The following is a 12001-nucleotide window of genomic DNA, read 5'->3' on the forward strand; positions in this document are numbered from 1 at the left end:
GGCGACACCCCGAGGGGCGAGAGTTGTGAGCGACGGTGGATCACCGGCATGCGGGGTGTCGAGTCCCGTGCGAAAGCAGGGGAACTTTAACGACGGTGTGAACTGTGGCAAGATCTCATATATGTGGACGACATTTTGGCCGAGTGTACTCGTGGCCGTCATAGGTGCTGTGCTGACCGTCGCGATTGCATATGTGACTTATCTGCTGAATGTACGTCGCGGTGAATTGCTCGCTTTGAATTTACTCATTTCCGATCTGGCTCATCGGCGCGCCTTCTCTGGATCGGCAGTCACTACTATCGGTGCGAAAGATTCTAGCGATTACTCCCGCACCAACGCCAGCGTATTGCTTGCTCGCGATGAGATTCGAGACGTCCGTAGGCAGGTGCGGCAGGTGCCGCCACTGCAGCGTCCGCTCGCGCGGATGATTCGAGCGTGCAACATCTACTTGGAGAATGCGGAGCGTGATCCCGACTCTTATACGACGGGCTTAGTTTCGCTTCGTGACGATCTGCATCGTGAGATCAAGGAGCTCGCGTCGGTGCGTCGGAGTCTGTCGCCGGTCGTGCCAGGATCAGAGGCATTGTAACTTCATTCGCATCCGTGTTTGGCGGCCTCCTGTCGAGACCTGATCCATGCTGCGCCCGGTGACTGTTACCATCCGTGTCGTGGTAGGCAGCTGCCACATCTGCGCTTCCAGGTGAGCATTCATCTGAATCATCGCGGAGGGACCTGTAATCGATCAGGGCATGTCCGGATGGGGTGCGGCGCCGTGTGGTGCGCCAATTCCATTGGGCCGGTGGATATATCATCGGCCGACGAAAGGACATGAATATGAGCGCGAAAGACGAGAAGAACCTCAAGCAGGTCATCGACAAGATCGCCGGCATGGATGAACCCGAGCGGAGCGTCATGCAGCGGATGCACGAGGTGATCACCACCGCGGCGCCCGAACTCAAGCCGCGGATCTGGTACGGGATGCCGGGCTACGCGAAGTCGGCGAGCACTCCGGTCCTCGTGTTCTTCCGGAATGACGATGTGATGACTCTCGGCGTGAGTGAGAAGGCCGCTCCGCAATCGAATGACGCCAAGGACGGATTACTGGTGCCGTCAGCGTGGTTCTTCACCGGTCTCGACGAGGCGACCGAGCGTCGGGTCACCGAGATCGTCCGCGCCGCAGTCGCCTGATGGAATGAACCGGTACGCGTTTGTCCCGCAACCGGAGCGCAATCGCGTGCGATCGGACATAATCCCCTCGTGACGCGAAGTAAACGGTCTGCCTTTTCCGCGTGTGTGGTGGCGATTCTGGTCGTCGCAGGATTACTCGTCTCGGTTCCCGGCGACAGCGCTGCCGCGCCGGCCGACTGGCGGTACACGATGGTGGCGTTCAGCAATGCCACCGATCGTGCGATGGATGTCTACAAGTCGGCCGACGGAACATCGTTCCAGCTGGTGCGGAGGGCGGCGTACCGGCCGCCGTCGGGCCGCGTGCGCGACGCGAGCATCTTCCAGCATTCCGACGGTATGTACTACGTCGCGTACACCACGGCCAACGGTGCGAACATCGGTTTCGCTCGTAGCCGCGACCGCGTGAACTGGGCGTTCATGCAGAACTATCCGGTGCCGTTCTGCTGCGCGTTCCTGCCGGGCACCGGAGACGGCCGAGGCTTGCTGGGCGGTTCGAGCGGTCCGGGGTCGTCGGGGTCGGCCGGTTCCAGTAACGGTCCGTCGCTGTCGCCGTTCACCACGAAGGCCTGGGCGCCGGAATGGTTCGTCGACGGGGGACAGGTGAATCTCATCCTGTCGATGTCGACGGGTGGCGGCTTCGTGCCGTATCGGATGACCGCACTCGACTCGTCGCTGCGCGTGTGGAGTCCGCCTGTGCCCCTGCTGGGTATCCGCGCCGACCACATCGACACCACTGTCGTGAAGACCGGCGGCACGTATCACGCGTTCACGAAGAACGAGACGAAGAAGACCATCGACCACGCGGTCGCGACATCGCTCGGGGGCCCGTATCGCTACGTCGCGCCGGGGCCGTGGGGGTCGCTCGTCGAAGGGCCGGCCGTCGTCCGGCTACCGAACGGGAACTGGCGGATCTATCTGGATGCCTACACCCGCGGAAAGTATCTGTACTCCGACAGCCGGGACGGACTGCGCACCTGGTCGTCGCCGAGGGAACTGCCCGGCATCTCCGGAACGGCCCGTCACTTCGGCATTCTGCGGGAGCGCTGATTCAGTGACCGATGCGGTTGCGGGCCGCGCCGGAGTTTCGGCGTAGCCTTCGACCATGACCTCGCGGAGGGATGACGCCGCCGACTGGTCGCGGTCGCGTGGCGCCGACGATGCGCTGATCGCTCCCGGGCAACGCGGTGAGCTACGTGCGGTCATCGGTCCGGACGCGGAGGCGCTCGTCTACCTCTACGGAGCCTGCGACCGTTCGATGTCCTATCCGCAGTTCCCGCTTGATGATTCGTTTACTCTCGCCGACCGGTTCACCGGCGACGACATGCGGTTGACCGATGAGCAGACCCGCGCCTTTGTCGCTCTCACATTCGCGAACGAGATCGACGTGATGCAGCACAACGACGACCTCGCACAGAAGCACGGAAAAGCACTCCACGACCTGGCGATCAGGTCGACGCACTGGCTGCCCGACACCGCACGTGGTGATCTCTCGCTTCTCGTCCCGGCACCTGATGGTCCGGATGCGTAAGCACGTCCTGACCGAACGACCGGCTACCGCACGATGGGGTGGGATCGACCTTGCCGCGGCTGCGGCGAAGACCGGCTGTGCCGTATTGCGCGACGACGGTGCACGGGTCGTGATCGAGTCACTGCGCGTGGGCGTGAGCGATGGCGACATCCTCGAGGTCGTCGAGGCGTGTGATCGTGTGGGCGTGGACGTGCCGTTCGGGTGGCCGGATGGCTTCGTTGCTCTTGTCGCCGAACATCACTCGGATACTCTGCGCGCGGTGCCGGACACGGAGATCGATTGGCGCCGATCGGTCAACCAGCGTGCGACGGACCGGTTCGTCCACCGGCGGACGGGCCTTACACCGTTGAGTGTGTCGTCCGACAAGATCGCGGTCCCGGCGATGCGGTGGGCGATGATCGCGGCGCGGCTGCGCAGTGCCGGTACCGATGTCGACCGCACCGGTGGTGGAAGGGTCGTCGAGGTGTATCCGGCAGCCACGCGTCCCGGTGGGGCCTGACCAGCAGAGGGTACAAACGCGCTACGGGTGCTGCGGCTCGTACGCAGTTGATCGATGCGATCGGCCGTAATCTGCCGTGGCTCCACTGGGCGGACTTTCGGCCCCTGTGTGAACAATCCGATGACGCACTGGACGCCGTGATCGCCGCGCTGATGGCGCGAGAAGTCGGGATCGGCAACGTCATTCGGCCCGAGGGGGAGGATCTCCCGCGAGCGCGGACCGAAGGCTGGATCTGCCTGCCCGCAGGACCGCCGTCGCCGCCACCCGGTGAGGTGGCGGCGACGGTGTCACGAGCGACCGGTGACTAACAGTTGCTCGGCGCCGGCTTTCCGTCGAACCTGTCCTGCAGGAAGTTCAGCGCGGACGGCAGGCCGAGGACCGCGGCCGACATGTGGTCGGGCGTAGGCGTTTTGAGTGTCTGGACCCGCGCACCGGCCCGGCAGTAGCGGCCGATGGTGTGATCGATGGAGGCAACCGGAATCAGGGCGTCGATTGGGCTGTGCCATTCGAAGACCGGCGTACGAGGGATGCCCGGGTACAGCGACAAGCTGTTGCCCTCCACGACCTTTCGTGCCGACCGATTGTCGAAGATCGCACGTCCGCCGGTGGTGACCTGGCGAGCGCTGTGCCCGGCGCCCAGACGCAGGATGTCGTTGGTGCACGCATTGCCCATCTCGCGGAGCATGCGCTTGCCGATCGGCGACAGATGGGCCTTCATCGGAATGTCGGCGGGATACTCGCGGGCGAACCCGATGGCGGCCGCGAAGGCCAGACCGAACGCGGGATGCGGGTTGTTGTAGCCCAGGCCCTCGGCCATCTTGATCATGTTCATCGGCACGCCGCCGTACGCAGCGCCCGCGAGGCGCAGATCCGGCGCGTACTTCGGCTGCAGCGCGGCGGCCCACGCCGACGCCATGCCGCCTCCCGAGTATCCGGCGAGGCCGACGCGGCTGTGTGCCGCGCGTGCCGGGGCGAACTTCTTGACGGCCCGTATGCCGTCCAGGGTGATCTGTCCGCCGAGCTTGGCCGCGCCGTACGAACTGCGGGGACCGAGATGGTCGGGAATCGCGACCGTCCAGCCGCGCTGGAGAGCGACGTTGAGGCCCGGCGCCTCCCGGATCGTGAGATTCGGATCGGTCGTCCACAGTGCCTGCGACGGAGCGCACTGCAGTCCGGTCGCATTGATCACGTGCTGGAAAGAAAGGAGCGGCCCGTTTGCCCGGTGCCGATTGGGCACCATGACCGTGGTGATCGCAGCGATCCGCTTGCCCTGCATGTCGGTGCTCGCGAATTTGAGCTGATATGTGCGCACATCGACGAAGCCGGGCGGGTTCGGTTTGCCGCGAACTGCCAGAACATCACCGGCCTTGTGCTTCGCGATATCGGCCGGGGCGGCATAGAAGCGATCGGCGAGCGGCTTGGGTGCGGCAACCGGCGTCGGATCCGCGGTGGCTGGTGAGACAGTGGAAAGCCCGGCGACGACACCGATCACTGCGGTACCGACCGCCACACATTTTCTGGCGAAAGCGCGCCTCGACGACGTCATTCGTAAATTCCCCTCATCCCCTCAGGCAAGATCAGCAGGAAGCCACCGGTATTTGCGTGCACTCGCACTGGTGAAGCCTCGAATTGCTATCCGAATACGGACAGCACTGTAACCCAAGTCATTTCGATTAACCATTGCCGGGGCCGCCAATAAATGCCGATTCGCCAACAGCAAATTATAGATAATGGCGCACGCAAGTAAATGTGTTCGCCGGCGGCCCGCAGTATGACGCGCAAGCGGGTGCGCACCGGGCGACGTCGCTGACAAGTTCTCGGAGTACAAACGGCGGCGGATGACGGTCGCCGCTACGGTTCTCGTTGCCGCAAACGATGGCCTGCCGGACATCGCGGTACGGCACGGATATCAACGGTGGCGATATCAGCGGAGACCGAGTTCCTCCGCGGTGGCGATCCAGCCCTCCCGTGCGCTCGGATAGCGCGGTGCCCAGCCGGTGGCCTCACGAAATCTGGTGTTGCTCACCCGCAGTGAGCGGGTCAACGATGTGAGGCGACCGGCGGCCAGCAGCGTGGCCCGGCCCGGCGCTCGTAACCAGGGGGTGGTCCGAACCGCCGCGGCGGCCGCATCACCGTACTCCCGGTTGGTGAGCGGTATGTCGTCGACGATGTTGTAGGTGCCGGCCGGTGCGTGGAGTGCGGCGACCACGGCGGTCGCCGCATCGGCGAGATGGATGGACGGCGAGTACCCGGACGGCTTTCCGAGCACCGGGCTGACGTGACGACGTGCGAGTGCGAGCAAGGCTTCGCTGTTCGACGCGGTCGCGCCGAGGAAGATGCCGAATCGCATCATGAGCGCTGTGCCACCGGCATCGGCAAACCGGTGCGCGCCGGCCTCGGCGGCGAAGTTGCCCCGGGTGATGCGGTAATGCTCGACCCGCGAATCCTCGTCGACCCAATTGCTGCCGCCATCGCGATAGAGCACGGACACCGATTCCTGGATGACCCGAGGCACGCCTGCCGCGAGTGCGGCATCGACCACGGCCGCCGAGCCCTCGGTGCGCACACGCTCGGTCGGCCCCCACGCGCGCACGCTCATGAACAGCGGGAGGGGCGGCATCCTGGTCGCGAGGTTCGCTACGGCGTCATGCCCCGCGAACACCTCGGTCAACGCGTCGCTGTCGAACAGGGAGACAGTGACCGGTGTGGCGCCGACGGCCGTGATTTCCGCGGCCTTCTCCGGTGTGCGGGCCAGAGCTGTGACGTCGTGGCCGGCCCCGACCAGCGCTGGAACCGTGTACTTCCCGATCGCGCCGGTGCCACCCGTGACGAAGACCTTCATGGCCTCCACACCAGCAGGCGGCAGCGGCAACCGCAATGGTGATGCTGCTCGCAGCCGGTTCGGCCGTCAGTGTTCGTCGTAGTGATCTCCGTGAAGGGCGTGGCGGTGATCGCCGTGGAGATAATCGACGTGGTCGCCGTGCTGAACGGCCTCGTGGCCACAGTTCGGTCCGTGCTCATGTTCGGCGGTCGTGTGCTCGGCGGTGGTGTGTTGATCGGCGCTTGTCATCACTGGTCCCTGGTTCGCAGAAGTTGCCTGACATTCATGCTGGCGACCGGCGATGTCGTATGACGACGACACCCGGTCGAACGCGGCGCCGCGTGCGCAGTGAACGTAGGCGGCGCCACCGGAGGGGCCGGGACCCTCGCTTCGTAAGCTAGTCCTCGGATGGCCATCAGGCAATGCTTCCCGCTGAGCGAAGCGGCGGTGATCGACCGACGGCCCACAAATTCTTTACCGCACAGCGGTCCCGGCCGGATTATCCAGTTGGGTTGTCTCTCAGGTGAATTCCGTGTGGCGAGAGTATCGGTGACACCGGGCTACGGCATCAACAGGCCGACCGCACGGTCGACGACGTCATCGAGTTCGTCGCCGAGGTTTCCGGTGAGCCACTCCTGGGCGAGTTCGGCCATGGCGCCGGTGAACATCGCGGCCCGGACGCGATCGGTGAGCGCGTCGGTGGTGTGGATGCGATCGTCGGCGAGCGCCGACTCGCGGAGTAGATCCTGGGTGGCCGCGCGACGGGCGGCGAGGACCGGATTGGCGCGCGCCTCGGTGAACAGGATCCGTCCACGACGCGGGTCGGCGGAGCCGAAGTCAAGCACCGCTCGGATGCCCGCGCGCAGTCCGGCGCGAACGGACCCGGCGCCCAGTCCGGCCATGGCCTCGCCGATGGCGAAGGTCAGGTCGAGTGCCACCAGGTCGTACACCGCACCGACGAGCTCGTCGAGGTCGGTGAAGCTCTCGTAGAAGTATCGGGTGTGGAACTCGCACGCCCGGCAGACCGAACGTACCGAGAGTGCGGCCTCGCCCTCGGTGCCGAGAATGTCGAAACCCGCCGCGACCAGGGCGGTCTTGCGCTCGGCGCGGCGGTCCGCCAGCGGCACGCCTGCCCATCGCGTCGGGCTCGTCATCGGCCCAGCATACGACGCGTTCAGGTAACCGCACGAAAGTCTGGCCACACCTGTGGCCAAAGACGTAGTCTGGCTACACCTGTTACCACAAACGGAGGATGAGACGATGGCCCCGCTGCTGGATGCTGTTCGACTTCCCGCTCCGCCGACCGTCCGGGTGCCACCCGTCAAGGTGCCGCCGGTCCGCATTCCCGCCGTTCGCATGCCCACGGTCAAGACGCCGGTACCGCTGCCGCATCAGTACTTCGGAAAGTGGCTGAACGACAAATTCACCGAGAACGTGCGTTCGAAGTACTTCCGCGGCATGGAGTTCGAGGCGCCCTACGGTGATCCGGGCTGGTTCGGCCCGGACAGTGCTACCTGGTACGTCCACTCTCACACACCCGCCCTGATCTTCGGCCTGCAGTGCGCGTCCTACCTCGAGCGGCTCGACCCGAGCATCTACTGGATGGGTATGGACCATTCGCGCCTGGTGGAGCGATCGGACGACCCGGCCGGTCTGCCGCGAGTCCGCCCGGAAAGCGTGAACGTCCGGTTGGGGCATTCGCTGGCGTTCTTCATCGGCACCGCCTACGGCACCACCGAGACCGCGGAGCGTGTCTCACGTACCGTGCGGTCGATGCATCACACCGTCAAAGGCATTCGGCCGGACGGACTTCCGTACGACGCCGACGATCCGGACTGGTTGCGGTGGAACTACGCCACGGTTGTTTGGGGCATCGCGACGGCCCACGAGATCTATCACCCACGGCCACTGCGCGGCGCCGAACTCGACAGGTACTACGGCGAATTCGTGCGCGTCGGGCACGCTCTCGGTGGCGAGGATCTGCCTGCCACCAAGGCCGAGACGCTGGAATGCCTGCATGGCTACCTGCCCCGATTGGGCCTCACCTACGGCAACGCGATGGCGACGGGGGCCAACGTGACCAACCCGGCTCAGGCCTTCGTGGACTGGGCGATGCGGGACACGATGCCGTCGTGGGCGGCGCAGCTCGTGATGTATCAGCCGCCCAATCCCATTGAGAGACGGGCTCGTCGGGCTGCGGTGTGGACCGCGATCAACGGACTCCACGCCACGATGGGGGAGGCGCCGGAGTTCACGGCCGCCCGCCGTCGCGTCGCCGACGGCACCACCTGTCCGCACACGGAGCCCACCTACGTCCTCGGGAGCGATCCGGTGCGCGGACGCGACCAGGTGGAGGCGGACTTCAGCTAGCGATCATCTCACCGGAACGGTTACGGACGATCGGTCCGGTATCGCGGACGATCGGTCAGGTGCGTGCGCTGTCGCTCCGACATGCTCGACGGTATGACTCAGACCGAACTGCCCACGCGGCACGTCGACACCCCGGTACCGGCACACCCGACCTCCTGGTCGGGTGTGGTGGTCATGATGTTCACCAGTTTCGTGCTGGTGGTCGCCGAATTCCTGCCACCGAGCATGTTGCCCGCGATGGCCGCATCGCTCGGTGTGTCCGAAGGTCAAGCGGGACAAGCCGTTACCGCGACGGCCCTGGTCGGATTCGTCACCGCACCGACGATCGGCCTGATCTTCCCGCGACTCGACCGCCGGACCCTGCTGGCATCGTTGACGATCGCCGCGGCGGTCTCCAACATCGTGGTGGCCGTGGCTCCCAACCTGTGGCTGCTGCTCCTGGCTCGCCTGCTGCTGGGGGCATCGATCGGCGGCTTCTGGGCGATGTCCCTCGCGGTGGCCGCACGGCTGGCACGGCCGGAGAACCTCGGGCGCGCCATGATGCTCGTGAACACCGGGACGTCGGCGGCCACGGTTGCCGGTGTGCCGCTGGGGATCTACCTCAGTGAGATCTTCGACTGGGAGAAGGTGTTCGTCGGCGTGGCGGTGGTGTCGGTGATCGTTGCCCTGGCGCTTCGGTTGATACTGCCACCCGTTCCGCCCGCCAGGTCGACAGGACTGGGAGCACTCGGTGCCACCCTCCGGGTCCGCGGCGTCGGCATCGGGCTCTTCGGTCACGTGCTCGTCGTGATCGGACACTTCGCGGCCTTCTCCTACATCCGCCCCGCGCTCGAACGGGTGCCCGGACTCGACGCCTCGGGTGCGGCCGCGCTTCTGGTGGTCTTCGGCATCGGCAGCGTCGCAGGCAATTTCATCATCGGCATGCTGATCGACCGCTACCTCACGGTGATCCGGTATGTGGTGCCACTCGGGATCGCGGCGGCCGTGGCGGTGATTGCGCTGGTGCCGCAACGTATTCCGGTGATCGGCGCGGTCGCGGTGTGGGGCTTCATGTTCGGTGCCTGGATCATCGTCGTGACCACCTGGATCGGGCGTGTCGCGCCGGACCGGATGGAGGCGGGCGGTGGCCTGCTCGTGGCGGGATTCCAGCTCGCGATCGTGATCGGTGCGGGCGCCGGCGGGCTATTGGTCGACCTGTCGGGGGCGACCATCGCGCTGTCCGTGGCCGCGGTGGCCGCATTGGTCGGCGGCCTGCTGTTCGGTTCGGCACGCAGCGGCCGGGACACGGTCGATGAGCGTGTGATCGAGGTCGCCGACCAACCGGTCGGCGGTGACGATCAGGCGACCGTCGACCGGAGGCCCGAACCGGCCTGCTGCTGAGTCGCGCCGTTCCGCCGCCACGCCGACGGGGTCACCCCGACGTGGCGGCGGAATGCGCGGCTGAAGCCTGCTTCCGACGTATAACCCAGTTGCCGTGCGGTTTCGCCGACGCTCAGCGTTCCCGCTTCGAGCAGACGCATTCCGGTTTCCATCCGGATGGTCGCGACGTAGGCGGCGGGGGACTGGCCGACCGTGTCCCGGAAACGCTCGGCGAAGACCGTCCGCGACATGGCCGCGATGCGGGCGAGTTCCTCGATGGTCCATGGCCGACCGGGGTCGGTGTTGATGGCGTCGACCGCGCGGGCCACGTGCGGGTCGGCGACCAGGCCGGACCACCGTGTCGCGCAGCCCTCGACCCACGCGCGGATGGCGACCGTGAGGATGGTGTGCGCAATCTGGTTGCAGATGACCGAATCGCCGGGCCGGCTACGGCGGGTGATCGCCACGTCGCAGCGGATGCCCTCGATCAGCCCCGCGATGGACGGTTCCCGGTCCCGGAAGCCGGGGACGACCAGCCGGTCGGGAAGTGTGTCGACGACCGGATTCGAACGGGCCCCCGAGGTGAACGAGAGCGTGGCGAGTGTCCCGTCGGTGCGTGGCAGGGTTCGGTGCCATACCGCGCGGGGGAAGACGACGAGGTCGCCCGCCGACATGTCGACCACGCAGCGGCAACGGTCCCGGGACAGTTCGACCCGGGCGTGCCCCTCGGTCAGATAGATCAGGCCGGGACCCGCATGGGACCAGCCGAACGGGTGATCGCCGCGCAGTGGGTCCACGCGGGAACCGTGCAGCGTGGCGTCGACCGCGGCGAGGGCGCGGTCGAGGCCGAAGGCGGAAGGCTCATGGTCGAGCTGCGTCGTCACTCCGTGCTCAGCGGTGCGTCGCGACGGATTATTCCGCTGTGGATCGGTCGGACGACGCGGTGTCCGGTTCGCGAAGATGGTCGGTCAGCTCGCGGATCGAGGCGTTGAGAGCGATCAACTGCGGGACGTCGAGACCGGATTGTCGCAGCAGGGTGTCGTTCAGTCGACGGGTACGTGGTCGCAGGTCGGTTCCCTCGGGGGTGAGTTCGACGATCGTCTGACGTTCGTCGGAGGCCGATCGTCGACGTGTCACGAAGCCGGCGGTCTCCAGTCGTTTGACGGCGGGCGTGATGGTGCTCGGTTCCAGGGCGAGTCGATGGCCGACGGCCCCGACGGTCAGACCGCCGTTCTCCCACAGGGTGCACAGCACCAGGTACTGCGTGTAGGTGACGCCGAGTTCGTCCAGCAGTGGCTTGTAAAGGCGTTGCACGGCAATGGAAGCCGAGTAGATCCCGAAACAGAGCTGATCGTCGAGGGGGATCGTGCCCTGGTCGTCGTGGTTCATATGTCCCCGATGTTCTGTGCCGCAGCCGATGGTCCGAGCCGTCCCCATTATCTGCATGTGTCGTGGCTTTACAAACCTCGCCACGCACGGTACAAACTCTACATCGCGATAATAATTATCGCGATAATCAAAGGGGTGGGAACCATGACAGAACTCGATGGGGGAGTGAAGAACGTCGTCCTGGTCCACGGTGCGTGGGTGGACGGCTCGGGCTGGGAGGCGGTGTACGCGGAATTGGTTACGAGGGGTTTCCGTGTCACCGTCGTCCAGCACCCGACCGCGGCGCTCGACGAGGACGCCGCCTACGTGCGGCGCGCCCTCGCGGCGCAGGACGGGCCGACCGTGCTGGTCGGGCATTCGTACGGGGGAGTGATCATCTCCGAGGCAGGGGGCGATCCGACGGTGCGGGCCCTGGTCTACATCACCGCCTTCGCTCCCGAGTCCGGTGAATCGGTGACCGATCTGATCGCCGATCCGCCTTCTGGGACACCGATTCCGCCGATACTGCCGCCCGTCGACGGCTATCTCTATCTGGACCGCGAGAAGTTTGCCGAGTCCTTCGCCGGCGACCTCGATCCGGATCTGACCCAATTCATGGCCGATGCCCAACCGGGCTGGGGCGTGGCGGCGGCCGAGGCAGCGGTGAGGGCGCCGGCGTGGAAGTCGAAGCCGAGCTATTACCTCATCGCACGCGACGACCGGATGCTCTCGGAGCCGTTGCAGCGCCGCATGGCCGAGCGGGCAGAGATGACCATCGTCGAATCGCCCGGCAGTCACGCGGTCTACGTGTCTCACCCCAAGGCGGTGGCCGACCTGGTGGAGCGTGCGGCCCGCGGATGACGCAGGC

General features: G+C 65.9%; 14 protein-coding genes and 1 pseudogene. 9 read left to right on the forward strand and 6 right to left on the reverse strand.

Annotated features, from left to right (window positions below; translation table 11 throughout):
- Positions 1–169: 169 nt before the first annotated feature.
- The 6 genes from AC4JJG_RS05500 to AC4JJG_RS05525 all read left to right on the forward strand — a co-directional run bounded on the left by AC4JJG_RS05500 (position 170) and on the right by AC4JJG_RS05525 (position 3523).
- Positions 170–589 carry a hypothetical protein gene (locus tag AC4JJG_RS05500; protein ID WP_495399927.1) on the forward strand — a complete coding sequence of 140 codons (420 nt, stop codon included), beginning with the start codon at positions 170–172 and terminating at the stop codon, positions 587–589.
- A gap of 245 nt (positions 590–834) precedes the next feature.
- The gene (locus tag AC4JJG_RS05505) at positions 835–1188 is read left to right on the forward strand and encodes a DUF1801 domain-containing protein (protein ID WP_495399928.1); all 354 of its coding nucleotides are present in this window, start codon (positions 835–837) and stop codon (positions 1186–1188) included.
- Positions 1189–1257: 69 nt separating this feature from the next.
- On the forward strand, positions 1258–2235 hold the full coding sequence (locus AC4JJG_RS05510) for a glycoside hydrolase family protein (RefSeq protein ID WP_495399929.1): 978 nt from the start codon (positions 1258–1260) through the stop codon (positions 2233–2235).
- A 55-nt stretch (positions 2236–2290) separates the two neighbouring features.
- Positions 2291–2716, forward strand: coding sequence for a DUF6817 domain-containing protein (locus AC4JJG_RS05515; protein ID WP_495399930.1), 426 nt, complete (start codon positions 2291–2293; stop codon positions 2714–2716).
- The gene (locus tag AC4JJG_RS05520; RefSeq protein WP_495399931.1) at positions 2709–3215 is read left to right on the forward strand and encodes a DUF429 domain-containing protein; all 507 of its coding nucleotides are present in this window, start codon (positions 2709–2711) and stop codon (positions 3213–3215) included. The genes AC4JJG_RS05515 and AC4JJG_RS05520 overlap by 8 nt, the downstream gene beginning before the upstream one ends.
- Before the next feature lie 47 nt (positions 3216–3262).
- Positions 3263–3523 (forward strand): hypothetical protein, encoded by a 261-nt coding sequence (locus AC4JJG_RS05525; RefSeq protein WP_495405745.1) that lies wholly within the window; start codon positions 3263–3265, stop codon positions 3521–3523.
- Here the strand turns inward: AC4JJG_RS05525 and AC4JJG_RS05530 are convergent.
- The 4 genes and pseudogenes from AC4JJG_RS05530 to AC4JJG_RS05545 form a co-directional block, all read right to left on the reverse strand.
- Positions 3520–4761, reverse strand: coding sequence for a lipase family protein (locus tag AC4JJG_RS05530; RefSeq protein WP_495399933.1), 1242 nt, complete (start codon positions 4759–4761; stop codon positions 3520–3522). The genes AC4JJG_RS05525 and AC4JJG_RS05530 overlap by 4 nt on opposite strands.
- Before the next feature lie 378 nt (positions 4762–5139).
- Positions 5140–6057, reverse strand: coding sequence for an NAD-dependent epimerase/dehydratase family protein (locus AC4JJG_RS05535; RefSeq protein ID WP_495399934.1), 918 nt, complete (start codon positions 6055–6057; stop codon positions 5140–5142).
- 66 nt (positions 6058–6123) lie between these two features.
- Positions 6124–6279: pseudogene (locus AC4JJG_RS05540) on the reverse strand (zinc transporter permease); the annotation flags it as partial.
- Between the two features lie 317 nt (positions 6280–6596).
- Complete coding sequence (locus AC4JJG_RS05545; protein ID WP_495399935.1) at positions 6597–7190, reverse strand: TetR/AcrR family transcriptional regulator; 594 nt, start codon at positions 7188–7190, stop codon at positions 6597–6599.
- A 106-nt stretch (positions 7191–7296) separates the two neighbouring features.
- On the opposite strand from AC4JJG_RS05545, the gene AC4JJG_RS05550 reads away from it, so the two are divergent.
- Together AC4JJG_RS05550 and AC4JJG_RS05555 are read left to right on the forward strand one after the other, a co-directional pair.
- Positions 7297–8406, forward strand: coding sequence for an oxygenase MpaB family protein (locus AC4JJG_RS05550; protein WP_495399936.1), 1110 nt, complete (start codon positions 7297–7299; stop codon positions 8404–8406).
- A 93-nt stretch (positions 8407–8499) separates the two neighbouring features.
- Positions 8500–9786: an MFS transporter gene (locus AC4JJG_RS05555; RefSeq protein ID WP_495399937.1), complete on the forward strand. Its 1287-nt coding sequence runs from the start codon at positions 8500–8502 to the stop codon at positions 9784–9786.
- Here AC4JJG_RS05555 and AC4JJG_RS05560 read toward each other — a convergent pair.
- On the reverse strand, positions 9744–10649 hold the full coding sequence (locus AC4JJG_RS05560) for a helix-turn-helix domain-containing protein (protein WP_495399938.1): 906 nt from the start codon (positions 10647–10649) through the stop codon (positions 9744–9746). The two genes, AC4JJG_RS05555 and AC4JJG_RS05560, sit on opposite strands and share 43 nt — an antisense overlap.
- Positions 10650–10677: 28 nt before the next feature.
- A complete protein-coding gene (locus AC4JJG_RS05565; RefSeq protein ID WP_495399939.1) occupies positions 10678–11154 on the reverse strand; it encodes a MarR family winged helix-turn-helix transcriptional regulator in 477 nt (158 codons plus the stop codon).
- A gap of 144 nt (positions 11155–11298) precedes the next feature.
- Between AC4JJG_RS05565 and AC4JJG_RS05570 the strand changes: the two genes are divergently transcribed.
- Positions 11299–11994, forward strand: coding sequence for an alpha/beta hydrolase (locus tag AC4JJG_RS05570; RefSeq protein ID WP_495399940.1), 696 nt, complete (start codon positions 11299–11301; stop codon positions 11992–11994).
- Positions 11995–12001: the final 7 nt, after the last annotated feature.

It is taken from the genome of Gordonia sp. B8661-1, from assembly GCF_059427765.1.

What these genes read in the sequence shown, in the direction of transcription:
- AC4JJG_RS05505 (WP_495399928.1), top strand. Translation starts at nt 835, where the DNA reads ATGAGCGCGAAAGACGAGAAGAACCTCAAGCAGGTCATCGACAAGATC.
- AC4JJG_RS05515 (WP_495399930.1), top strand. Translation starts at nt 2,291, where the DNA reads ATGACCTCGCGGAGGGATGACGCCGCCGACTGGTCGCGGTCGCGTGGC.
- AC4JJG_RS05520 (WP_495399931.1), top strand. Translation starts at nt 2,709, where the DNA reads ATGCGTAAGCACGTCCTGACCGAACGACCGGCTACCGCACGATGGGGT.
- AC4JJG_RS05530 (WP_495399933.1), bottom strand. Translation starts at nt 4,761, where the DNA reads ATGACGTCGTCGAGGCGCGCTTTCGCCAGAAAATGTGTGGCGGTCGGT.
- AC4JJG_RS05535 (WP_495399934.1), bottom strand. Translation starts at nt 6,057, where the DNA reads ATGAAGGTCTTCGTCACGGGTGGCACCGGCGCGATCGGGAAGTACACG.
- AC4JJG_RS05545 (WP_495399935.1), bottom strand. Translation starts at nt 7,190, where the DNA reads ATGACGAGCCCGACGCGATGGGCAGGCGTGCCGCTGGCGGACCGCCGC.
- AC4JJG_RS05550 (WP_495399936.1), top strand. Translation starts at nt 7,297, where the DNA reads ATGGCCCCGCTGCTGGATGCTGTTCGACTTCCCGCTCCGCCGACCGTC.
- AC4JJG_RS05555 (WP_495399937.1), top strand. Translation starts at nt 8,500, where the DNA reads ATGACTCAGACCGAACTGCCCACGCGGCACGTCGACACCCCGGTACCG.
- AC4JJG_RS05565 (WP_495399939.1), bottom strand. Translation starts at nt 11,154, where the DNA reads ATGAACCACGACGACCAGGGCACGATCCCCCTCGACGATCAGCTCTGT.
- AC4JJG_RS05570 (WP_495399940.1), top strand. Translation starts at nt 11,299, where the DNA reads ATGACAGAACTCGATGGGGGAGTGAAGAACGTCGTCCTGGTCCACGGT.